The following is a 25,222-nucleotide window of genomic DNA, read 5'->3' on the forward strand; positions in this document are numbered from 1 at the left end:
TTTACTTCGATCCAGCATAGCTTGAAATATAAAATTTATTACTAAGATACGGGGTATTTACCGTGTAAAATAGGATAAATGATGGAGAAATTACCCGAAAGTGCATGACACTGATCCGTTGTTAATATTTTGTTACCCATAACTGCTTACTGTGCATTAACAAATCGGTTTTGCTGCGCGATATTTAATTAGTCGGCAACATATTAGTTTAAATTGGGATTTCATGCGTCAGAAAAGGCAATCTTTATTGGATCTTGCTTCCAGTTCTCCTCAGAATGGAGGTCAACAGGATGTCGGCCGAAATGCGCAAAGCCATGGCAAAATCCGTTCGAAAGTAAAACCCAGTCGCCAAAAAGTTAGTCGCCCACAAGTTAGTCGCGCAGAACTCAGTCAAAGCAATCCCGACCGGGCACCATCGCGTCCACGCGTACCACATCAAACTTTAGCGCCTGAAGAACATGCTGCGAAAACCGCGGAACGTCAAAGCTCCAAAAAGTTTGGTTTTCTAAATAAAAAACAAGCGCGCGATGAATTTGACGACGCGCAGCAGGTAAAGCCGGTTGACCATCAAATTGAATATTCAAATTCCTATGAAATTGATCCAGACAAACCACTCTTGGATCTCTTCATAATCGCTCGTCACATTTGGGCTAAAAAATGGCTTGTCATCGCGTTTGGATTTATCGGTGCCTTTATCGGTGTATTTGTCGCATTATCGACACCACACAAATATTATGCAGATAGTCGTTTGATACTTGATCCGCGAGATGTTCAAGTAACAGACACGGTCAATAGTAATAACCAAGCGAGTTCTCAAGTTCTATTAGCTGTGGTTGATAGTCAAATGCAAGTTGCGCGTTCGGCAAGTGTGCTTGAGCGTGTTGTGGAAAAACTACGTCTGGACCAAGACCCGGAATTTAACGGGGATGACACAACTGGTATTTTTACAAAAATCAAAGATATCTTATCGCCAAGTTCACAGTCAAATGATCCCTTTGAAAACGCGGTGTCTTATTTGCAAAAGAGCATGGGGCTAGCACGAGATCCAGAAACATTCCTTGTTTATATTGGTGCAACGACAAATAACGCAGAAAAATCCGCCCTGGTTGCCAACACAATTGTTGAAGAATATCTCATTGAATATAAAAACCAGCAGTCTGGAATTTTTGCCAAAACATCCAATTCAATTGAATCGAGACTGGAAGAGCTTCGTGTGAAATTGGACGCTGCTGAAAAAGCAATTGTTGAATATCGCTCTGAAAATGACATTATCGATGTTGGCGGTGGCGTTATTAATGAAAAAGAGATGCTTGCGCTAAGCAATGAACTTGCAAGAGTTCGCGCAGACCAAGTTGCAAAAACTGTGCTTGCCAATGAGTTGAAAAATGCCGATGTCGATGGCGTTATTTCCGGCTCATTCCCACAAGCTGCTTTGACAACAACTCTCACCGAGCTTCGCAAGCAATATACCGAAGCCAAATCAAATAGTGATTCATTAGCTGTTGGTTTGGGACCACGCCACCCACAATATATCGCGGCAAAAGCATCCGCAGATGCGGTGGCTGCAGAGATTAGAAATGAGTTGACCCGCATTATCTCATCAACACAAAACGACGTACAACGTGCTCAAGATTCAGAAAATCAACTTGCTGAAAAACTAGCGGTTCTAAAAACGCGCGCCTCTAGTCAGTCTACTGAAAATGTTGGTTTACGAGAATTAGATCGCAAAGCCGAAGCGATCCGTCAGATCTATGAAAGCTTGCTTCGCCGAGCGCGCGAGACAACAGAACGCGGCAATCTTGAAACTTCGGTCATTCAGGTCATTGCCAAAGCCGATCCACCACAACAACCTTCGACAACGTCACGAAAAACCACGGTGATTTTGTTCGGGATTATGGGTGGCATGTTGGGTCTCGCAATTGCGTTTATCTTGGGTTCAATTGAAAGCTTGAAGCAGCATTCAAAAGGTAACAGCCCGCGGGCAAGACAAAGTCATGCGACACAATCTCGTTCACCCCAGAACACTGATCACGGTGCGCACAATTATGAAGATGAGTTTGAGGAACAAGTCGCGGTGAGAGCTGCGCAGGCGCCACAAACGAGATCAACGCCCGTGGAAGCTGTTCAAAACTATCAGCATGAAACTGCACATCCTGCGCCCAATTACCAAAGTGCAAACGCGCCGCAAATGCCACCACAGCATCCAGTTTATCCGCCACAGTTTAATCCGGTGATGATGGCTCCAAACTTCGTTGCACCTCAGCAATCGATGCCAACTGGTTATCCAATGCCGCACACACAAATGCCGAACCAACCTATGCCAAATGCGCCTTATGGCTATCCAGCGCATTCGCATATACCTGTCGCAGTTCAACCTCAGCAAATGCCACAACAAATGGCACCAGCTGCACCAGTTCCATTTGAAGCGCCTATGACTGCGCAACCGAGCAATGCAGTCACTGACGCGCGTGAAAACAGCTCGTCAAATGATGATCGTGAAAAAGTTATGCGATTAAAAAGCGATGTGCAAAGACTACGCGCTGAGCTTGAAAGTTGGGCGCAGTCTAGAAACAGCTAAGCCCAACAATAATGTCGGGCTCAGTATCAATTCAATATTAATTTATATGCCGTGTTAGAAAACGCCTGCGCCTTCATCCGCAGTGCCTGCAAGCTGACGGAATGCACCGAACAATTCGCGGCCCATACCAAAATGGTTAGCAGAGAAATCGATAGTCTCAGCTTCGCGAGCGGCAAACTCATCTGCATCCATAAGCACGTTAAGCGTGCCTTCAATTGCATCTAGGCGGATCATATCGCCATCGCGCAATCTTGAAATGTTACCAGCGTCTTTTGCCTCGGGTGTCATGTGAATTGCAGCTGGCACTTTACCCGATGCACCTGACATGCGGCCATCCGTTAAAAGCGCAACCTTTTGTCCACGGTCAAGCAATACCCCTAAAGGTGGCGTGAGTTTGTGAAGTTCTGGCATACCGTTGGCTTTTGGTCCTTGGAAGCGCACCACAGCAACAAAATCACCTGTGAGTTCACCCGCTTTAAACGCGGCTTGCAATTCAGATTGATCATTAAAGATCTTTGCAGGCGCTTCGACCACCATGTTGTCCGCTTTAACGGCAGACACTTTGATAACTGATTTACCAAGATTACCTTCAAGAACCTTAAGCCCGCCATCTTTGCGGAATGGTTCGGCTAATGTGGCAATAACCTTTGGATCTGCACTTACCTTTGGTGCTGCAACATGATGGATGTTACCTTTTTCACCAAGTTTCGCTTCAACGCGATAAGCGGACAGACCATCACCCCATACAGTGCGAACGTCATCATGAAGCATACCATTGTCTAAGAGTTCACCAATGAGATAACCCAAACCACCAGCCGCTGCGAAGTGATTAACATCTGCAGGGCCATTTGGGTAAACGCGGGCAAGCAGCGGAATGGTGTCAGACAGATCGGAAATATCCTGCCAAGTCAGTTGAATACCCGCCGCTTTTGCCATCGCCACGAGGTGCATTGTGTGGTTCGTTGACCCACCCGTCGCATGAAGACCAATAACGCCATTGACGATTGAGCGTTCGTCGATCATTTCACCAGCGGGTGTAAATTCGTTGCCTTGCGCGGTAATCGCAATTGCGCGCTTAGTCGCTTCCGCAGTGAGTGCATCACGCAGTGGCGTGCCCGGATTGACAAAGGATGCACCCGGGATATGAAAGCCCATGATTTCCATCAGCATCTGATTGGAGTTCGCAGTCCCGTAAAATGTACAAGTGCCTGGTCCATGATAGGATTGCGATTCAGATTCAAGCAATTCCGCACGACCCACTTTGCCCTCTGCATAAAGCTGACGTGTGCGTGCTTTATCTTTGTTAGAAAGACCGCTGGTCATTGGACCCGCAGGCACAAAGACGGCCGGCAAATGACCAAAAGTTAGCGCCGCAATTGTAAGGCCGGGAACAATTTTATCGCATACGCCCAAATATAGGGCTGCATCAAACATGTCATGAGACAAGCCAACCGCTGTTGCCATGGCAATCACATCACGTGAAAACAGCGAAAGTTCCATGCCCGGTTCACCCTGGGTTACTCCGTCACACATGGCAGGAACACCGCTTGCAACTTGTGCTGTGCCACCGGCTTCGCGCGCGGCATTTCTGATTATGTCAGGGAATTTTTCAAATGGTTGGTGTGCTGACAACATGTCGTTATAAGCATTGATGATCGCAAGGTTAGGCGTATCACCTCCAGCGAGATTGAGTTTGTCTTCCGGGCTGCTGGCCGCAAATCCGTGTGCTAAGTTTGTACAACCAAGTTTTGAGCGGTGCGGACCTTTAGAGCTCGCAGCTTTAACGCGGTCAAGATAAGGTTCACGTTTTGGTTTTGAGCGTTCAATTAGTCGATGTGTTACATCCAAAATTCGCTTATCAGCGGACATGGTTCTCTTCTTTCCTATCGGCAAATTGCCAAGTTAGATTATGGTGCCCAATACAAATTTATTGAGCCATTCAATGCTTCGATAACAGTGCGAATTGGCGGAGCTTCTGCCAAATCTGAGTTTAATGCTTGCTCGAGAACAGCGCGTTTACCTTCGCCTTCAATATGCAAAACAAGATAAGACGAATTCACAATAACAGGTAGTGTAAGTGTCAGGCGAGGTTCGCCCGCGCCCTCAGCTTCCATCTGAATGATAGCACGTTCGCATGACATCACTGTGGCAGCTTCTAAGTTGTTCCCACCAGGGAAAAAGGATGCAGTATGTCCATCCAACCCCATGCCAAGAACTGTAATATCAATATTTGGATAGGCCTTTAAACCACCATCAAGCGTGGCTTCTGCTTGTGTGATATCCTGACCATCCTGCCAGAAACTAATAAGCGTTGCCTTTGCAGCATCGCCCTGTAAAAAGTTTTCGCGAATGAGCTTTTCATTCGAGCGATCATCACCGGGATGAACGTAACGCTCATCCACCATAATGACAGTTACCTTTTCCCAATCAACTGCCTGTTGAGACAAGTGTTGGAAAAAAGTTTTGGCGTTGAACCGCCTGATACAGCAATGCTTGCAGTACCGCTTGCATCAATCTTACTCTGCAAACGTTTTGCAACGTCATCGGCAAGACCCGCTGCGAGCGCATCTTTGCTTTCAAAATCGTGCGAATTTACTTTACTAGTCATTGTCATACCATGTGCGCCCATCGCGCTCAATTAAGCCGATAGCTTGGCTAGGTCCGGATGTACCTGCTGTATAGGTTTGTGCAAGCTGACCAGTTTGTTCCCAAGCCGCAAGAATTGGATCAATCCATTCCCATGCAGCTTCCACCTCATCACCGCGCATAAATAGTGTTTGGTTGTTACGAATAACATCGAGCAACAAACGTTCATAAGCATCTGGATGGCGTACATCAAAATTCTCAGCAAAGCTCATATCAAGTGGAACATGACGCAAGCGCATTCCACCAGGACCTGGATCTTTAATCATGATCCATTGCTGCACGGCCTCATCAGGCTGTAGGCGAATAACCAATTGGTTCGCATGCACGGCTTGATCGGCTTCACCGAAGATTGAATGTGGGACAGGTTTAAAATTGATAACAATTTCAGAAACGCGATTTGGCATGCGTTTACCCGTACGTAGATAAAATGGCACACCATTCCAACGCCAATTTGAAATCTCAGCTTTAATTGCAACATAAGTTTCAATATTTGATGGTTTACCCAACTCATCAAGGTAACCAGATACGGGTCCACCATCTGATGCACCTGCTTTATATTGACCGCGTACAGTCAACTTATCTGTGTTACTTGTGTCAATTCTCTTAAGTGAGCGCAGAACTTTCAACTTTTCATCGCGAACATTTTCTGCATTCATTGATGCAGGTGGTTCCATGGCAACAAGGCACATGAGCTGCACAAGGTGGTTTTGCACCATATCACGCAACGCGCCGGCATTGTCGTAATACCCAGCACGTCCTTCAAGCCCAACAGATTCAGATACGTTAATCTGAACATGGTCGATGTGAGCTGAATTCCACAATGGTTCATAAAGCACGTTGGCAAAACGTAGAGCCATAAGGTTCTGCACGGTTTCCTTGCCGAGATAATGGTCGATACGGAAAACTTGTTCTTCTTTAAACACTTTTGCGATTGTGTCGTTTAGCTCACGAGCGGACGCAAGGTCGCGACCCAATGGCTTTTCAACAACAACCCTTGTTTTATCAGTGATCAAGCCATGCTGGCGAATATTCTCAGAAATATCACCAAATAGCGACGGGCCAACTGCCATGTAAAACGCACGAACGCGGTCTTCGCTGCCTTTAAGCTTTTCGACCAGATTGTCCCAGCCCTTGTCAGATTTTGCATCCAGCGCAACATAATCGAGGCGCGCGACAAATTTATCAGCTTCGGATTGATCAAACTCCTTTGGTTTGACATGCTCTTTAAGAGCCGCCATCGCAAAGGCTTGATACTCTTCTTGTGATTTTTCTGACCGCGAAGCGCCAATGATGCGGGTTGGTTCAGAAAATTGTCCTGCTGCTTGTCTGTGATAAAGCGCTGGAAGAAGTTTGCGTTCGGCGAGGTCGCCTGTTCCACCAAAGACAATATAGTCAAAGGGATCTACGGGTATGATCTGACTGCTCATAATTTTCATCCATGTTTGGTATAGCAGTTACATAATCTAATCGATTTAAAAATGCTAGTATTAATCTAGAAAATTATCAATTTTCGTCAGGCTATAAAAATAGCCCCGATAAAATCGAGGCTATTGGATAAGGGAACATTGAAGAATTAATTGTTGTTAGCAACGATAACAGGAACCAAAAGATCGCCCCAATTTCCATTGCCGCCGTGATGGCGTGCTGAACGGATAAGTTCAACGGATACACCTTCATCAACTGCCTTCATAATTGAATTGTTCAGGCGATGTAAATCATTTGCGAGGCGGTGAATGGATGCCTGCTGATTTTCTGGCATTGAGTGTGATTGCTCTTCTGCTCTTTCTTTAACGCGTGTCTTAGGTGCCATAATGGTCTCCATTAATAATACTGTTTGATCCTAAAGATCATCGATTTGTAAATTTTAGTCACAGATTGAATTTAATGCTGATGCTCTACGTTCAATTCCGCGCTGGCTTGTGACTAGATTTACAGAGAAGGGGAGTTTCGGCGAGGAATTTGTGCGAAATAGTGCCTAAAACAGGGTAATGCTGTATAAAATTTGACAATCTGTTCTTGTAAACTTGTCAATTTTGTAAAATTCTGTATGGGTGTATTTAGTAAAAAATTGTAAAATGAGGTAAAATTGGCTGAGCAAAAAGTATTTTTAGGCCCGCGAGTAAGGCGCATACGCAATTCGCTAGGATTGACCCAGACCTCAATGGCAGCCGATCTAGATATATCGCCGTCCTATTTGAATTTGATTGAGCGTAATCAACGACCTTTAACTGTACCTTTAATCATTAAACTATCTTCGGTTTATAAAATCGATCCGCAAGAGTTGCAGGTTGAAGGTGCCGGAACATTAAGCGCGCTTAAGGAAGTTTTTGCTGATCCATTGCTCGTCGGGGAATTGCCGGGCGATCAAGAACTGGTTGAGATCACGGATGCAGCGCCAAATGCAGCCTCGGGAATTGTCAAACTTTATAGAGCCTATCGCGAGCAACAAGAACGGTTAAGCGATTTGTCTTCGATGTTGGCGAAAAATGAGGGCGGGCCGCAGATAACAGGCTCTAGGCTTCCTATTGATATTGTGCGGCAGGTTTTTGAGGAACGTCCGAATTATTACGGCCGCATTGATGAGGCAGCTGAAAAATTTAGTGAAGAGTTTATATCGTCTGAAGAACCAACGGTTTCACTGCGAGATTGGTTAAAGTCCAAGCATGGTATCAGTGTTAAAATTCTGCCTGTAAAAACGATGCCGAATTTGCGTCGTCGGCTTGATCGACATTCAATGAGACTGTTTCTATCAGCCCGATTATCTCCCCAAGATCGCTTGAGAGAGATTGCAATTGAAGTTGCCATGCTCGCTCTTGCCACGCCTATTCAATCAGAATTGGAAGGATTAAATCTGCAAGGCGATGAGGCGATAAGACTAGCGCGCTATGAACTATCTCGTTATGCGGCATTGGCTATGATAATGCCTTATGGAAAGTTTTATGCCAGTGCGAAACGTGATGAGTATGATGTTGATGCGTTAAGCGCTCAATTTAATGTTTCTTTTGAGCAAGCGGCAACCCGCCTGACATCTATGCAACGCGCGGACTTGCCGCTCATTCCATATTTTATGCTTGAAGTTGATAATGCTGGCAACATTGTGCGACGCGTGGGTGCAAAGGGTTATCCAAGGTCGCAGTTTGGTGGAAGTTGCCCCAAGCACAGCATATATGCAGCCTTTTCACTACCAGGTCAGGTCTTCATAGATGAGGTGGAACTAGTTGATGGTGCAAATTTTGTAACGATGGCTCGGACGGTGGACGGTTTAAAAGGATCTATGAACGATCCGGTTCGCAGAACTGCTATCATGTTGTGTTGCGCATCCGAACACGCATATCAACTTAGTTATTTTGCGGATCGGTCAACAGATAAAAAGCTTGAAGTTGGGCCTGCATGCCGCGTTTGTGAGCGCCAAGGCTGCGTCTCGCGAGCAGAACCATCAATCACACGGCCGTTAGGGTTAGATGAAATGGTGACGGGTTTAAGCGCGTTTGATTTTCAATAATTGCGAAGTATCAACTTAACTACGCGGTGGCTTGAAAAGGAATGCGACCAACCAGATGGGTATGACCACAATGGAGCCCAGAACCAAATTTGGGATCGCCCATTCAGCACCGCGTTGTAAAAGTGCAAATACATCTTCCGGCGTTAAGCCGATATCTGACAAAAGGTCTGATGCTGAGATATTGAGCGCCGATAAAATGGCGCCAGCTATCAATGATGCCAAGCAAATTTTAAAAATTGCAGATAGTACCTGAAGCATTTATCCCACCATGTTTCGCCGTAATTGTTGTCGCAAATACGTAATTTCGCAAGTTTTTTCTACGGTTTTACTGGAAATCCATATCCGGGATGGGAGGCGACATAATTGGATTTGGCCAGGAACCACCAATAAAGAGGGATAACGGAGGGGGCGATAAATTGGGTGACAGGGCCGCGTCATTGTCTGTTGCTTCAGCATCAAATGATTTGTTGCCTAATGTTGCAAGTAGCGCAAGACTGCTCTGGGCAAATGGAACAATTCCGCTCAGGGACAAAATCTGATCACTGGTATTAACTTCGGCAGTTTCTATGCGTGCCACCCCGCCATCAATTTCAGCGCGCAACACCGATGTTTCAAAATTAAATGACCCGCCTTGAACATCCTCAAGCGTGAAAAACTGACGCTTTTCTGCAAGTTGTTTTACAAGATCAAGATCAAGTCCAGGTATCAGACCTTCACCAATATCAACCTCGATATTTCCCGTTATATCTGACACAGTGGTAGCCCAAAGCGGTGTCTCTGAGCGCAGTTTTAGATCAATGTTTCCAACACCACGCGGCAAAGGTCCATTGATATTTAACGTTTCAAACACGTCGGCAAAGTTTATCCCTCGCGAGGAGAAAGAGATTTCACCGCCACCATCAATACCCTTTTCTGAGATCGAAACCTTGGCAAAAATCTGACCATCATATGCATTAGCATCACCAATATTAAAAGTCGCAATTTCCGGGTTAACCTGAACGCCCGCTGCCAGATTAGACATCTCGATCGGTCCAAAATTTGCCGATTGCGCTGATAATCTTAAATCCAGACCCACCTGTTTTAAAAAGCGCGTATCGATCGTATCAGCAATATCATCGCTTGATTTTGGGATGGGCGTAAATGCGCGAAGGAATGTACCTATATCAAGATTATTAAAAGCGAGCGTGCCATTAATTAATGGTGGAGCATCATCAGGCAAAGTAAAATCTAAAATCCCAAGGCCTCTGTTTTCACCGATCCGAATAATAAGGTCGTTAAATTTCGCAGCATGTAAAGAGCCGGATACTTCCGCTTCAATTTCAACTTCACCTAACGCTGCACCCGGTATGATCTCACTGCCAGACCATTCTAAAACACGCCTCACTGATGGGCTGTCAGCGACAATATCTCCCATGAGGAACACTCGCTCACCCAATTCAATATCACCGATATAGTTGAGATTGAACATGGCGGAATTCATGTTGATATTCACGGCCACATTCTCACCTGCTAAAAATGACAACGGTTTTTCGTTTCGCCCATCAAGATTAACTTCTTGCCCGCGAAGTATCGCACTAAGATTAAAATCTAACGGGGTATCGTCGCCACTCCAGACGACTTGCCCATTTATAGATGTGATCCGTTCAGGTTCTGAGCCAGGATTGGTGATGACAGATAGGCTACCGCCTTCAATTGCAAGATTTCCCAGATTTAAGAATTCGCGAATATTCTTATCGCTCACATTTGCAGTGCTAACCAGCAAGCTGCTTTGTTGCGTTTGGATTTCCCCACCCAAGATGTTTTTTGATGGGAGCCAATTTGAACTACCATTTGGATACAGCTCGAAATTAACCGAAGGACGAACCAAGCGATAATTGGAAAAATTTGGCTCACCTAAAATGGCAGAAAAAATACTGACATCTGCTGAAAACAGATCAGCCTGCATAAGAGGATCTGAATTAGGGTCTGATATATCTCCAATAGTAATATTGCTGATTTCAATATTTGCACGCGGCCAAAGATTGATCTGCGGATTACTTTCAAAGGTGACTGGATGACCAACCACATTTGAAATCTCGGTTCTAAAGCGATCTCGTACTAGATCAGTTGAGATCATGTAGGGAAGCGCAAACCATATCATCATCGACAAAGCGACTAAGCCCGCAATCAGCAAACTTAATCGTTTAAACAGTTTATTTTTGCTCCAAATTGGCAAGGAAAACCCCATACATAACCGCAGTTCATTATTTGCGCATTTTCTAGCATGACAAAAGGCAAAAGTTCAGAACAATATAAAATAAATTTTGCACACGGTTGCAATTAATCGATTTAGGACTGGAAATACGAAAAAAAACCGCTATGCATGATAGCAAGCACAACACTTTAGCCGATCTTTGGTCACGGTTAGGGTCTTGAACTGTTTGAGAACCGAGGAAGACGAATGAAGAAAATATATAAGACAGCCAATGATGCATTAGATGGATTGTTGCAAGATGGCTTAACAATTGCTGCCGGAGGTTTTGGGCTCTGCGGTATTCCTGAATTATTAATTCAAGCCATTCGCGAAGATGGTGCCAAGGACCTAACATTTGCGTCCAACAACGCAGGCGTTGATGGTTTTGGCCTTGGTATTTTGCTGGAATCCCGTCAGGTTAAAAAAATGATCTCTTCTTATGTCGGTGAAAATGCTGAATTCATGCGTCAATACCTTTCCGGTGAGCTTGAGCTTGAATTTGCGCCGCAAGGAACACTTGCCGAGCGCATGCGTTCTGCTGGCTGTGGCATTCCGGGCTTTTACACAAAAACCGGTGTCGGCACAGTTATCGCAGATGGCAAAGAGCACAAAGAATTCAACGGTGAAACATACATTCTAGAAGAAGGCATTTTTGCAGATCTTTCCATTGTCAAAGCATGGAAAGCTGATGAGACTGGAAACCTCGTCTTTAGAAAAACAGCGCGTAACTTTAATCCTCCTGCTGCGATGTGTGGCAAAATTTGTATTGCGGAAGTTGAAGAAATTGTTCCAACTGGTTCACTTGATCCTGATTCAATCCACTTGCCGGGTATCTATGTGCATCGCCTTATCCAAGGTGAACATGAAAAACGCATCGAACAACGCACAGTCAGCGCAGCCTAGTTAAAAGTAAGGATATTATTATGTGGGATCGTAATCAGATGGCTGCACGTGCAGCAAAAGAACTACAAGATGGTTGGTATGTGAATTTGGGTATCGGTATTCCAACGCTTGTTGCGAATTATATTCCGGAAGGCATTGAAGTCACGCTTCAGTCTGAAAATGGAATGTTGGGAATGGGACCTTTTCCAACTGAAGAAAATATCGATGCAGATTTGATCAATGCCGGTAAACAGACAATCACTGAATTGCCGCAAACAGCTTATTTTGATTCAGCGCAGAGTTTTGGCATGATCCGAGGCGGCAAAATCGCTATGGCGATTTTGGGTGCGATGGAAGTTGCTGAAAATGGTGATCTGGCAAACTGGATGATCCCAGGTAAGCTCATTAAGGGTATGGGCGGCGCTATGGATCTCGTCGCAGGTGTTGGCCGAGTTGTTGTGGTCATGGATCATACCAATAAAAAAGGTGAATCAAAACTTCTTAGAAACTGCACGCTGCCTTTAACAGGGCAGGGAGTTGTTGATCGCATCATCACTAATTTAGGTGTGTTCGATGTTGTTGAAGGCGGTTTAAAGCTCGTTGAGCTTGCAGATGGCGTTACTGAGGAAGAGGTTAAGGCTTCAACAGAAGCAAAACTGGTTTAATTATCTAATTAAATCAATGATTTGGCTAGTTTGTTCAAATTTGAATGATTAAGTTAGCGGCTTTATAAGGTCTAACCCGTATATTCCCCTTAGCATTTTAAAAATGCTGTCATGAATGCTTGTCAAATTTATCGGGGTCCAGAAATGGACCCCTTTTTTTATCTAAATTTGCTTGATACGCTGACTATTCAGTCAGCACGCGTTGCGGTGGGAAATTAATGGTCACTAATGTGCCTTCACCTGGGGCGGAAACAATATCGAAATTAGCCCGATTGGCTTCAGTCATCGCCCGTGTGAGCGGTAGGCCTAATCCTGTGCCCTCGCCACGTTGGCGAGTTTCTTGGCCAACCTGACCAAACGGCTGCATGGCGCGTTCCAATTCTGCACGGTTCATACCCACCCCATTATCGCGGATGCGTAACAAAACATTGCCAGATGCTTCAAGCGAACTTGAAACAACAATCTGTCCACCAGCTGGTGTAAAGCGAATGGAGTTTGACAAAATGTTGAGCAAAATCTGCTTGATAGAACGCTTATCTGCAACAACGGATGGTACATTGGATGGCAGGCTTGAGCGCACAATAACGCGGTTTTCGTTAGCAATTTGCTGCATCAATGACAAAGATTCAGTGATCTCATCATTAAGTGATACCGCTTGAAAGTCGAGATCTTGCTGACCTGCTTCAATTTTTGAAATGTCCAAGAGATCATTGACGATATCTAAAACATGACGTCCAGACTTGCTGATATCATGTGCGTATTCATTATATCTTGGATGCCCAACAGGTCCAAAACGTTCCTGAGCGATCAAATCAGAAAAACCAATGATCGCATTTAATGGTGTTCTGATCTCGTGACTAACACGAGCTAAGAAATCAGTTTTGTGTGAACTTGCCGACTCAGCTTGCGATTTAGCCGATTGCAGTTCTTCCTCTGTGTTTTTTGCATGACTAATATCACGCAACACAGCACAATAACCATCAGAACCTGAAAGGCGTCCCATCGTCATGGAAAGTGGCATTGTGCCACCTGTTGAAACGCGCCCAATGATTTCGCGCCCATCATTTAAAAGGCTAGTTACCCCGGGGCCTGACATTGCATTGACATAATCTAATACAGAATTTTGGCTTTCAGCAGCGAACAACATCGCAAATGGTTTGCCAATTGCATCATCTGAATTGTAGTCAAACAGTGCTGACGCCGAAGCATTCAAAGACTGAATTTTACTCTCGCGATCAATGATCACAACACCATCTGTTGCTGTTTCCAAAATGGATGCAAGATCAGAAATTTTGAGCTTTAGGCGTTCGTTTTCTTCCACCAATTCATCATCAACAACCAGCTTAGAATCCGCTAAATGCTCTTCCTGCGTTGCATCTGATAGTGTAAAGCTAAGTTCGAGAACTTTTTCATCATTCCATTCAGTTGATCGCAATCTTAGATCAACTGGGACCGTCGTGCCATCTGCAGTACGAATAGCATGGTCGACTTCAATAGGATCTGCATCAAGTTCGTCTAATTCCTGGCTATCATCATTACCCAGTAAGAAGTCGATACCACCTAAATCCTTCAACTCTTCAAGATCTTCATAACCCGTGATACCAAAAAAGGTTTCGTTCGCAAATAGCAAGTTTTCGCTATCATAGACGATTAAAGCGGGCGTAATATTTGCAATCTCATCAGTTGCGTTGTTTTCATCAAAAGTTTCATTATCTTCTGCAACCGCAATGTCATCATGCTCTGCTTGGTCATCTGAAGCTAAATTATTGTCATCTGCAATGGGTGCTGTATCTTCCAAATCAGAAACGTTCGAAGTCTGATCGTCTAGCGCCGCTAAATCCGCAGTTTCGCTTTCATTGAAAGGTTCATCTAACTGTTCAGTATCATCTGATGACAACTCATCAGATGGGTCAATAAAGCTTGATGTGATTTCGTCGTCGACATCGCTGAAATCTGATTGCTCGCTATATGTATTCTTATGTTCTGAATTTGCACCAATTCCGCTTAGCTGCTTTCGAATTTCCAAGAAAGCGTCTTTCTCTTCCTCGGTAAGTTCAGCGCGTGCTTCGTTATGCAATTCTTCTAGCTGATCAATCTTATCAGATGAGCGACGCTTTGGTGTATCAGTTGGCTCAACCGCCGGCACTTCGCCACGGAATGGATCTTCGTTGATGTCAACTGAAGTTTTAGTGTGCAAATCCTCGTCGTTAAGAGGCGTTTCTTCGGTTTCAGTGTCAGAACTCTGGGTCAAATCTTGAGCTTCAACAATGGACTTTGGCGTGTTTTCTACTGTCTCAATTGTCTCGTCATAAGAACCACTTGTGAGCGCAAAGCCAATGGATTGAGGGTCTGGTGTTGCCTCTTGAAGGCGCGCAATGCCAAAACCACGATAGCCATCAAACAACCTATCTCTCGTGTAAGTTGGGAGCGCAGCTAGATCAACTGGCACAGAAAGATCAGTTCCCTGAACAGGCCACATGACTGTTTTTCCAGACCAGGTGTCGCGACGACGTATAAGATCGACAATTTCTTCGCTAGGGTTCAGATTAAACACCAATGCTACGTCAGCAAAACGGCGACCTAATATGTCAGCTGCATTTGGACCAATTGCTTCACCAAGTTCCGGTGAAATCTCAGTGAAAATACCTGCAGCATCTGTTTTCCAAACAAAACGCACTGCCCGTTGTTGACGTTCAAATTTAAAGTTTTCTTGAGCTTTTTCAAGGTTATCTTCGCTTGTCGTCTCTGATGGCTCATTCTCAACCGAAGCCCCATCAGGTGTTGGTACAATTCTCAAATTGGTTTCGCTGGGTAGTTCACCTGCATCTGATGCATCAACTGTCTCATCCTGTTGAAGAAACGCAGCAATGGGATCCTCCTCATTGGCATCCGTGTCAGGTTCCATGTCTGCAACCAAATCAGCTTCCACAGTGGGGCTGTCTTCAGATGTATCAATAGAGCTCAAAGTCGTGTGAAACTCGTCGTTGTTTTCAACTTCATCCTCAGAAATTTCACCATTGCCCAGCGTTTCGTCAGCTACAGTATCGTCGATTGCAAACAACAAATACATGTCCGGATTTTCTGATAAGTGGCCAATTGCAGCAGGTAAATCACCTTTCGCAGTTTTTAAACGGCGCTTGATGAGACGATCGTCTTCCGTTGAAACATCTTCGCTCATTGCTCGGCGTTCTGACAGCGAAACATCTAGCGCATAAAACTGTTCCGTCGCACCCAAGATCTGGCCCTGTTTTCCCAGGACGGCAACGCAAGTTTCCTCATCATCAAATCCAGAAATGATGTGATCAACATCAAAAATACCGCGCGCCGATGCTTTATCAGTATTCACAATAACTAAAATGGCCTGCTCACCCTGCGGCAGCGTGATCAATTCAAGTGTTAGATCTAATTCATTGCCTTTTTTTGTCGGCAAAATTTGTAAATTGGCGCTTTTAATGACATCATTTGCGATCAGCTGTTGTGCCGTTTCACGGAGTTTCTTGCGTGTTTTCTTGCTGTCAATAAAACCATCATCCATAAAGTCATAGATCGTTTTGTGATTAAAGAGTTTCGCAGCAGGTCCGTTTGTCCAGATAATCGCATTAAAGTCGGTCGATACAATTGCCAACGCATCACCATCGGTGAAGCGGTCGCGAATTGCGGCATGAACTGCCAAATCGATAAATGGATACAAAATGTCCGTCATATTAAAACCTAACCGACTTTCTTACGTCTTATTACTCGTTACTCAGCCAATTACTATCGTGTTGTTATCACAAGGTCCATAAATACCGGGGTTTGCGGCGGTCATTTATTAAAAAAAGGTTAATTTTGTGCACCGCAACAAAAATGTTGCAATGCACAATAAGATGTACTATATAATAGGCAAGTTTATGAGAGCACTTTGCTCATCAGAACCGTTAAACACAATTAATGGAGCATATTATGGTTGCGAAGAAAGCCACAAAAACAGTCGAAGCAAAAGTAGAAACACCAGCTGCAAGCGATAATGTTGTCGCATTTGACCTGAACAAGGTCTCAGAAACATACCGCAAAGCTGCTGAAACAAACCTAGAGCAAGCAAAAGAGAACTTTGAAAAAATCAAAGTTGCTTCTGATGATGCGACCAAAGCAATGGAAGCTGCAATGGATACAGCAAAAACAGAAGGCGCTGAGCTAGGCATGAAAGCAATTGACGTTGCACAAACAAACCTTAAAAGCTCAATTTCTCATTTTGAAAAGTTGATGGGTGTAAAATCTGTCGCTGAAATGATCGAATTGCAGTCTACTTTTGTACGCGAGCAAACAGAAGTTGTGACATCACAACTTAAGACATTCCAGGAAGCTTCAACTAAAATGGCGCAAGACGTGTCTGCACCAGTTAAAGAAGTTGCTGAGAAGTCATTTAAATCTTTCAAGTAAGTTTTGAGTGCATAATTTGCGTGAGGGCGGGGTAATTTACCTCGCCCTTTTTCGTATCTATCGAAAAAAGTCAGTAACTATGCAAAGTTTTCTCAAAGAAAATTAATTGAAGACTTGCAAATTTTGTACGAGAGACGTATGTCACCAAAGTTCGCAGTAAAAGTGAACTTTGTGCGGTTGTAGCTCAGCTGGTTAGAGCGCCGGATTGTGGATCCGGAGGTCGGTGGTTCAAATCCACCCAACCGTACCATTTCTTAACAATTCCTCCCAAATACATTAAACATCACCCGGTATTGTGGTTAACATAACCTATATGTTTTGGACGAATTGGCTCAAAATTAATCATATTTTTCAACATTAAGCCCGGTTTCTCGGCGAATTTACAATAAGTTAACCATGCAATTGGAATTCGCCAAAGTAAATGAAGTGTTTAGGAAATCGGCAACCTTTTAACTCATATATTAGCCACGTTCCATGAGGAGCAAACCGCATGAGGCGGGAGTTTTGTTGTGTTATTGTGAGGTTACAGCCACATGAAATTAGCATGGGTTTCGGCTGTCATTGCTGGTGTATTAGGTATTTTTCTGCTTTGGCTTCCGATGAGCTTGCAGGCGCAATTGGTGCTAAGCTTCGCATCTCTTGGCGTGATGTTTTTTGCTATGAGCAGGCCTGACAACAAAGTCTTCCGTTTAGTTACATTTACATTCTGTGCGATTTTGGCCATCCGCTACGGTTTTTGGCGCAGCACTGAAACGCTGCCGAGTATTTCTGAGCCAGCAAACTTTATTCCAGGCTTCATCCTTTACATTGCCGAAATGTACTGCCTTGTGATGTTGGGCATCAGCTTCTTTATGTTGTCTGATCCGCTTAAGCGCAAAACACCACCTTTAAAGAAGATCGAAGATCTGCCAACAGTCGATGTTTTCGTTCCAACATATAATGAAGATCCAGAATTGCTTGCAGGTACGCTCGCTGCGGCCAAATCTATGGTCTATCCAAAAGAGAAACTTAAAATTTGGCTTTTAGATGATGGTGGTACTGAACAAAAGCGTGCAGATAAAGACCCTCAAAAAGCCATCGCTGCAACACGTCGTCATGAACAATTAAAAGCTTTGTGCGAGGCGATGGGTGTAAACTATCTCACGCGTAAGCGAAATGAACACGCCAAAGCCGGTAACATGAATGAAGCGCTTAAGGTCACAAATGGTGATCTTGTGGTCGTATTTGACGCTGACCACGCGCCAGTTCGAACATTCATGCGCGAAACAGTGACTTATTTCTTGGATGATCCAAAACTGTTCCTGGCGCAAACACCGCACTTTTTCTTAAATCCGGATCCGCTTGAGAAAAATCTTCAGACATTTAAACATATGCCGTCTGAAAACGAGATGTTCTATTCAGTCGTCCAAACCGGACTTGATAAATGGGATGCATCATTCTTCTGTGGTTCAGGTGCAGTTTTGCGTCGTGCAGCATTGGATACAACAGGTGGTTTTGCTGGTCAGTCAATCACCGAGGATTGCGAAACAGCGCTTGCTCTACACTCAAACGGTTGGCATTCGGTCTATATCAACAAGCCGTTAATTGCGGGCCTTCAACCTGAAACATTTGATGCGTTTATCGGTCAACGTGCGCGCTGGTGTCAGGGTATGTTGCAGATTTTGATCTTGAACCGCCCGTTCTTGGCAAAAGGTTTGAAAATGTCACAGCGCCTTTGCTATGCCGGTATTAACCTATTTTGGTTGTTCCCAATCTCGCGCCTTATTTTCATGTTTGCGCCGCTTTTATATATCTTTTTCTCACTCGAGATTTATCAAGCGAACATTCAGGAATTCTGCGCCTATGCTTTAACATATCTTATCGCGTCATTTGGAATGCAAAGCTATCTTCACGGGAAGGTGCGCTGGCCTTGGATATCTGAATTATATGAATATGTTCAATCGGTTATGCTATTTGGCAGTATTCTATCGGTGATCAGAAGTCCGCGCAAACCAACATTTAATGTGACGGCGAAGGGTGTTACACTTGATAACAATTTTATCTCGCCTTTGGCACGGCCATATTTTGTAATTTTCTTCCTGTTGTCAGGCGCTGCACTATATTCATTCTGGCGTTTGTTAACCGAGCCGGTGGCGAGTGATCTGTTGCTAATGGTTGCCGGTTGGAATGCGATCAACTTATCAATTGCTGCGCTCGCCCTTGGCGTAGTTGCAGAACGTAGAGAATTACGTCGCAACCAGCGTCTGCCAGTTCAGCGTCATGGTTTGATGAGACAAGGGGATAAAACCTGGTCAATTCTTATCAAGGATGCGTCCAGCGGTGGTATTGGTGTTCAATTCCTGGATGAAGTTCCTGAAATTGAACATGATTCAAACTGGCAAGGCGAAGTTGAAGTTCGTCGAGCAGGCAAGCAAGTAAAGTTCCCTGTTATCATTCGCAGCGGCAGTGTTGTTGAAGGTGAGAACCACTACGGATTTGCCTATACTGTACGCACGCCTGAAGTATTTATGGCAATTGCTGAAGTGATGTATTCTGATCAGGAAATCTTGCAAGAACGAATTAATCGCCGTCAGGTTCGCCAGAACATTCTGACCGGGTCTTGGGTGTTTGCTAAACGCAGCGTAACCGAGACAATCAGAGCATTTGCTTATCTGGTTGGTTTTGGAAAAACACCGCCAGTTCAATCCGCTGAAGATGCGCCAATTACGGTGAAAGAGAATAATGCGCAAATTCCCGGCAAAGTTATGCCGATGGCGCAACCCATGGGAGCCAACCGTGCAGAAGCTTAAACATAAATTGCTGATAGCTGGTGCCTATACTGCAATTAGCGTGGGCACGGCCATTTCACCTATCATGGCGCAAAGCTTGTTTTCAAACGATGCGGCGCCAAAAAATGGTCTTTCAAAGTCTCCGTTTACGCAAACGGAAAACTTTATCATGACCACCCGTCAGCCAGCTTTGGCGCTTGAAGATGCGGTCGCAAACCCGACTTTAATTGCGTTTGATCAACCTCGTTCGCGTTTCAAACTCGAGGGTGAGGATGCTTTGGGGCGTTTCACATTCCAACATGATATGGATAAAGCTGGCACCATCGGCGAGTTGGTGATTTCGTATAAAAACGCGGTTTCCGTTATGCCTGAAGCTTCGAGCTTGAATATAAAGGTCAATGGTTATCCCGTTGGTAAGTTTCCGATTGCGTCTTCATCAGAATTTTCATCGCATAAATTCTTAATACCAGCCAATGCGTTGGTTGATGGTACTAATGTCGTCGAGGTTCAAGCAATTCAGCGCCATCGCGTGGATTGTTCGTTAGAAGCGACATATGAATTGTGGACCGAAATAGACTTTATGAATTCAGGCTTTTTGACGGAAGACGAGTTTACATTCTCGGACCTGAAGTCACTAAAGATGATCGGTCGTTCGGAAAATGGCTTAACAGACCTGCGTTTGGTTCTTCCTGAAAACTCTGGTATCGGCGATTTAAATGCGACGTTACCTCTTGTTCAAACCCTCTCACTGGCTTTGGGCAGAGACGACATAGCCGTAACAGTTTCAGATAAATCGGGTATTGGCCCGGGGATCGACGTTTATCTCGCAGCAATGGATCGACCAGATCTAAATTATCCAGCTGCCGCAAATGCAAAACACGGTTTGTCAGTGGTTCAAACCCAGGATGCAAGACGTGTTGCTGTGGTGCTAAAAGCTCCGTCAATTGGTCAGGCAACAGCTCAGTTGCTAGCAGGTATTCGTGGTGAACTTAAGCCAATGCTTGATGCTGCGATTTCGCATGAGAAGCATATGGAAATCAAAGCCGATGCGGGCGGGGTCTATACTCTTGGACAAGCCGGGTACACCGCGCGTTCATTCTCTGGTCGATTGTTCAGAACGAATTTTGATCTTGTGCTTCCAGCTGATTTTTATCCGGCTGAATATGCAACAATTGATTTAGGATTGCATGCAGCAACGTCACCAGGATTAAATCCCCAATCGCAATTACTGGTGCGCGTAAACGGTCAAATTGTAACCAGTTTACCAATGCGGGACACCGATGGTGAGGTGTTTGAAGATCGCCGAATTGAATTGCCAATGCGTGCGTTCAGACCAGGGCGAAATCAGATTGAAATTTTGGCTGAATTAGAGAAAGCTAGCGATGAGGCATGCGTTTACAGTGAACGCGATGAGACTGCACCGCGTTTCATTCTGCTTGAGAACACTGAAATTCGAGTGCCGCAGCTTGCCCGCATTTCGAGGTTGCCCGATTTGTCAGTATTTGCGGGGACGGCCTATCCTTATCGCAATGATGAGCGATTGAACATCTATGCTGTTCACGCTGATAGTCGCACTTTGTCCGCAGCACTCACCATGATGAGCAAAATGAGTATTGCATCGGGTGTGCCGTTAAATGCGCAAGTTTTGTTGGGCCGCCCGGACAATTCAGATCGTGAAAACAAGCTTGTGATCGCGCCGCGTCGTGCCTTTATTCAATCGGGTCCACGCGTAAGTGACGAACCAGAGCAGGTATCCTATCGCATCAAATTCCATGATGCAGATTGGTTGCCAGACTTGATCACAACGGCAAGTGTTGAAACCATTGCACTGCCAAAAGTAACTCAAGCGACACCTGAAGATTTGTTGCAGGCGTTTCGTCATAAAACACAGAAAACGGCGACTGAGCTTTCAACATCAGCCGTGATAAAACAAAAGTTTGATGAATTATCACATCGCTTCCAATCTTGGCTTAAATATGAGCCAACCATTGATGAGGGTGTCACTGGTGACATTGACGGGCGCAAAGCAAATCTGGTGCAGACTTTAGATGATCAGAATAATTCTGTCGTAACATGGCTTGCAGCAGACACCCCGGAAGACGTTGTTCGTGCATCGTTAATTCTTGCGGAACCGGATATTTGGTCTCAGGTAAAAGGGTCGGATGTAACTGTCGATTTGCGTTCAAAACAGATCAGTGCACAATTGCCGTCAAATTACAAAGTGCATGCGTTAACCGATAAATCACCGAGTAATTTAAGGCGGTTAGCTGCCGCTTGGTTCTCGGATAATTTCATAGTCTATATCGTCCTAATCGTGGCATTTTTCGCATTTTTTGCTGTTTGGCTCGGTCGCACAATACCTAAAGCTGGCGTAAGAACGGAAGAATAATGAGAACAAAAATCCTATCAAATGCTTTAAGAGCTTCCGTATTTGCGCTCGCGTTTTCAACGCTGCCTTTCTCATTTGCATCCGCAAATGATGGGACGGAATTGATCGTTCAGGAAAGCTTATTTGCCAATCGGCAACCACTCAATTTGCAAACACCAATTATGGGTGGAAGTGAAACTCACACGCTTGTGCCGCAAGCAACAGTGACACCAGTTGTTGAGAAAAAACCGGTTGTAGAACCTGTCCAACAATATGCATTTGCGGATGCGGATTTATCAGCGCTTTATTACTATGCAAAACAGCGACAACATGAGCGTGTGGACGCTGAAATTGCGCGCCTGCAAGTGCTTCATCCAGGGTTTACAGCACCAGCAGATCTATACGTAACGGCTCAAAAATTGGTGCCGAACGAACAGCCATTGTGGGATATGTTCGCCATTGATGACTTCACTGGAATTGACGCGGAAATCGTACGCCGAAAAACAGAAGATCCGAAATGGAAACCAACAGAAGATTTTTCGACCAAACTAGCGCGCAAAAAGCAACGCATTCAAATGGTTGAATTAGCTCGTGTTGAGGATTGGATAGGCGTTGTCAGCGTTGGTCAATCAATCGACCCCAAAATCGAAACGGATGTAGATCTGGTTTGGACATTGATCGATGCGTATTCGAATTTGGAAGAAAAAGCACCATTGGTGCGCGCCTATAAAGGATTGTTCTTCCGTGAGCCGCAACATCGTTTAACAGATGCACATTTATTGGTGACATTGCAAAAAGCAGTGCGTGATTTTCCTGCGGTTGAAATCAGACGAGTTATGACAAGCCTTTGGACGGTGCCAAGCCAAGTGCCTGGTATAGAAATGCTGAAGGTTGATCTTGTGCGCAAATCCATTGCGGATTTCAATGCAAGCGAGAGCGATGTTTCGACGGTCTCAAGTTTTGATATTCGCCAACTTACCGACAACGCGATGAAAGGTGATATAGCATCTGATTTATCGCTTTTAGGCTGGTATCAGCTTAAGCTTGAGCAGCCGGGATTAGCCGAGCCACTGTTTGAAAAAGCGATGAAGCTTGACCCTAATGCACAAAATGCGAAGGGTTATTACTTATCGCTTTCCCGTCAGGATCTGAATCAAAAAGCATATAAATTTGCGCGCACGCATTTGCCAAATCTGGCTGATGATCCGATCTTCTTGATGAATGTATTATCGCCAAAATTTGCAAAGCCAAAACGTGGGTCGATAACAGAAGATATTGTTCTTGCCTATACAACAGCAATTTTGGAAACAAGCTCTCCGGAGCATTCTGAAGTATTGGGTTGGTATGCTTACAATTCGCGCCAATTTGATGCAGCATACGCTTGGTTTTCAAAAGCCATTGATTGGGATGAAAATTCAGATCGGGTTAAGGGCTTGGCGCTGACCTTACTGAGACTTGGGCGTAAAACAGATTATGCGGAACTAAAGCAAGACTATGTCGATATATATCCTGATATCTGGACAGAAGTCGTTAAAGCCAGCCCGCCAAAAGCGCGAAAAGCTGCAGCGATTGCAAAACCAAAGCGATCTGTGAAAACAAGCTATATTAAGCATTTCGAGCGCAAAGATTATAAATCTTGTTTGCAAGAAATTGATCGCTTGTCTTCCAACGGATTAACCGCAAACGCTTGGTTGATCAGAGGATGGTGTTATCTTGCCATGTCGCGTGTGACAGAGGCGGAAAACTCATTCGCGCAGGCTATGCGTGGCTCCGGCAGCGGCAAGGTGATGGATGACGCCGTTTACGGACGCGCATTATCACTTTTAAGAACGCGATTAACGGATGATGCGGAGAGCTTGTTGCGAACCTATCCTTTGTCGACAAAACGACAAACTGAGTTGTTTTCGGAAATCTATTTCCAACGAGCGCGCTCTTCATTTGATATCAAACAATATGATCGCACGTTAGCTGCACTAGATGCGCGCGCTAAATTGGTGAATGAACCGAGAGATCTAACGCTTATGCGGGGGTGGGCCTACCACCATCTTGGTTACCCGAATGAAGCGAATTCGATTTTCCGCAGATTAAATATGCATTTGCGAGATAGCCATGCGTCGCACGGAATTGTGATGACAGGAGGGGAAGTTAATTTCATGAAGAAATTAAGCCTGACTTTAGCATTGATGCTGCCATTAACAGCATGCTCAATGACAACAGACAAAAGCATTGTAACAAGCTCTACCAAAGCTGTTGCTCCGACACTTGCGAGTGAGGTTGACCCTTTATATGCGGTTGCCTATTTGCCAAGTATCGCCGGCCCGATTTCATCGGTTCGCCAATCATCTGGTAACAATCGTGTACACCAAACTGTGCTTTATCCTAATTATGGATATGGCGGTGGGGAAAACCAGATTATCGTAGATGTTGCAAAAACATCTAGCAATCGGGACTATTATCAAGCGCCGACACGACGCCAGATCGTGAGCGAAATGAAACGTTTTTTCCCGACCATGAAAATGAGTATCGATCAAACGCCTCGTGAAAATTTGCATGGAATTTATGGCTATGCATATGGCAAGTCCAAAATTGATGGAAACTGCATTTATGCATGGCAAGTAGTCAGAAATGTCACGCGAAAGGATTTGGTTGATTTTCAACGCTTCCTGCAGCCCAAATATGCATCCAAGGTACGTGTGAGATATTGTCATCCAACGAAAACGACCGAACAGTTATTGGTGTTAATGGATGGTTTCCGCATCAAAGAAGTGACATCAGCTTCGCTTGAAATCCTGCGATTTGCAGAAGGTGCGGGATATTCAAAACAACCAGTTGCTTCGATTGCGCAACCTGTTATTGCACCCAAGCCTGTAAAGGTGAAAACCAAGACACGCGCAAAAGTGATCAAGACCAAGCGTCAAGCTGTGACGGTACCAGAAGGACCTCGTGTTTTATTGCCGACTGAGCTTGATGGTTCAACACCTGTTGCGACCACGCGTAAAATCAAAGTGGCTGAAAGTTTTGTGGTCGATCCAACTGCACCGAAGATACCGTTGCCAAATTAAGTGAAAAATTGAAATCCGTGAGGCCAAACGTCAGCACGTTTGGTAGACCGGGAGGCAAATACAGGACGGCAGATAATATGATCTGCCGTCCTGTATTAT

14 protein-coding genes, 1 tRNA gene and 1 pseudogene are annotated in these 25,222 nt (G+C 44.8%); 9 read left to right on the top strand and 7 right to left on the bottom strand.

Annotation, left to right across the window (positions count from 1 at the left end; translation table 11 throughout):
- Window positions 1-223 precede the first annotated feature (223 nt).
- Window positions 224-2,578 carry a GNVR domain-containing protein gene (locus tag ACZ1GZ_RS05500; RefSeq protein ID WP_472667473.1) on the top strand — a complete coding sequence of 785 codons (2,355 nt, stop codon included), beginning with the start codon at window positions 224-226 and terminating at the stop codon, window positions 2,576-2,578.
- A gap of 54 nt (window positions 2,579-2,632) precedes the next feature.
- Here the strand turns inward: ACZ1GZ_RS05500 and edd are convergent, their stop codons facing one another.
- The 4 genes and pseudogenes from edd to ACZ1GZ_RS05520 form a co-directional block, all read right to left on the bottom strand.
- Complete coding sequence (gene edd / locus ACZ1GZ_RS05505) at window positions 2,633-4,447, bottom strand: phosphogluconate dehydratase (protein ID WP_472667474.1); 1,815 nt, start codon at window positions 4,445-4,447, stop codon at window positions 2,633-2,635.
- Between the two features lie 38 nt (window positions 4,448-4,485).
- Window positions 4,486-5,207 (bottom strand): annotated as a pseudogene (pgl, locus tag ACZ1GZ_RS05510) (6-phosphogluconolactonase).
- Window positions 5,179-6,651 (bottom strand): glucose-6-phosphate dehydrogenase, encoded by a 1,473-nt coding sequence (zwf, locus tag ACZ1GZ_RS05515; RefSeq protein ID WP_472667475.1) that lies wholly within the window; start codon window positions 6,649-6,651, stop codon window positions 5,179-5,181. Before zwf ends, pgl begins: the two are co-directional and overlap by 29 nt.
- Window positions 6,652-6,797: 146 nt before the next feature.
- Window positions 6,798-7,034, bottom strand: a complete 237-nt coding sequence (locus ACZ1GZ_RS05520) for an SMc00767 family acetate metabolism repressor (RefSeq protein ID WP_472667476.1) — start codon at window positions 7,032-7,034, stop codon at window positions 6,798-6,800.
- Window positions 7,035-7,310: 276 nt separating this feature from the next.
- Here ACZ1GZ_RS05520 and ACZ1GZ_RS05525 point away from each other — a divergent pair, with 276 nt between their 5' ends.
- Window positions 7,311-8,726: a helix-turn-helix domain-containing protein gene (locus tag ACZ1GZ_RS05525; protein WP_472667477.1), complete on the top strand. Its 1,416-nt coding sequence runs from the start codon at window positions 7,311-7,313 to the stop codon at window positions 8,724-8,726.
- A gap of 15 nt (window positions 8,727-8,741) precedes the next feature.
- Here ACZ1GZ_RS05525 and ACZ1GZ_RS05530 read toward each other — a convergent pair whose 3' ends face one another.
- Together ACZ1GZ_RS05530 and ACZ1GZ_RS05535 are read right to left on the bottom strand one after the other, a co-directional pair.
- Entirely contained in the window at window positions 8,742-8,984 is a 243-nt protein-coding gene (locus ACZ1GZ_RS05530) for a DUF6460 domain-containing protein (RefSeq protein ID WP_472667478.1), read from the bottom strand.
- A gap of 67 nt (window positions 8,985-9,051) precedes the next feature.
- Window positions 9,052-10,941, bottom strand: a complete 1,890-nt coding sequence (locus tag ACZ1GZ_RS05535) for an AsmA family protein (protein WP_472667479.1) — start codon at window positions 10,939-10,941, stop codon at window positions 9,052-9,054.
- 225 nt (window positions 10,942-11,166) lie between these two features.
- Between ACZ1GZ_RS05535 and ACZ1GZ_RS05540 the strand changes: the two genes are divergently transcribed.
- Both ACZ1GZ_RS05540 and ACZ1GZ_RS05545 read left to right on the top strand, forming a co-directional pair.
- Window positions 11,167-11,862, top strand: a complete 696-nt coding sequence (locus ACZ1GZ_RS05540; RefSeq protein WP_472667480.1) for a CoA transferase subunit A — start codon at window positions 11,167-11,169, stop codon at window positions 11,860-11,862.
- Between the two features lie 17 nt (window positions 11,863-11,879).
- Window positions 11,880-12,506, top strand: a complete 627-nt coding sequence (locus tag ACZ1GZ_RS05545) for a CoA transferase subunit B (RefSeq protein ID WP_472668239.1) — start codon at window positions 11,880-11,882, stop codon at window positions 12,504-12,506.
- A 184-nt stretch (window positions 12,507-12,690) separates the two neighbouring features.
- Here ACZ1GZ_RS05545 and ACZ1GZ_RS05550 read toward each other — a convergent pair whose 3' ends face one another.
- Window positions 12,691-16,209 carry an ATP-binding protein gene (locus tag ACZ1GZ_RS05550; protein WP_472667481.1) on the bottom strand — a complete coding sequence of 1,173 codons (3,519 nt, stop codon included), beginning with the start codon at window positions 16,207-16,209 and terminating at the stop codon, window positions 12,691-12,693.
- Between the two features lie 239 nt (window positions 16,210-16,448).
- Between ACZ1GZ_RS05550 and ACZ1GZ_RS05555 the strand changes: the two genes are divergently transcribed.
- From ACZ1GZ_RS05555 to bcsN, 5 genes are all read left to right on the top strand, one after another.
- Window positions 16,449-16,925: a phasin family protein gene (locus ACZ1GZ_RS05555; protein ID WP_472667482.1), complete on the top strand. Its 477-nt coding sequence runs from the start codon at window positions 16,449-16,451 to the stop codon at window positions 16,923-16,925.
- A gap of 173 nt (window positions 16,926-17,098) precedes the next feature.
- A tRNA-His gene (locus ACZ1GZ_RS05560) sits at window positions 17,099-17,175 on the top strand.
- A gap of 283 nt (window positions 17,176-17,458) precedes the next feature.
- Window positions 17,459-19,714, top strand: a complete 2,256-nt coding sequence (bcsA, locus tag ACZ1GZ_RS05565; RefSeq protein ID WP_472667483.1) for a UDP-forming cellulose synthase catalytic subunit — start codon at window positions 17,459-17,461, stop codon at window positions 19,712-19,714.
- Entirely contained in the window at window positions 19,701-22,082 is a 2,382-nt protein-coding gene (locus ACZ1GZ_RS05570; RefSeq protein WP_472667484.1) for a cellulose biosynthesis cyclic di-GMP-binding regulatory protein BcsB, read from the top strand. The genes bcsA and ACZ1GZ_RS05570 overlap by 14 nt, the downstream gene beginning before the upstream one ends.
- Complete coding sequence (gene bcsN / locus ACZ1GZ_RS05575) at window positions 22,082-25,123, top strand: cellulose biosynthesis protein BcsN (protein ID WP_472667485.1); 3,042 nt, start codon at window positions 22,082-22,084, stop codon at window positions 25,121-25,123. Before ACZ1GZ_RS05570 ends, bcsN begins: the two co-directional genes overlap by 1 nt.
- The last annotated feature ends 99 nt before the right edge of the window (window positions 25,124-25,222 follow it).

Source organism: Lentilitoribacter sp. JB5-8, assembly GCF_055693385.1.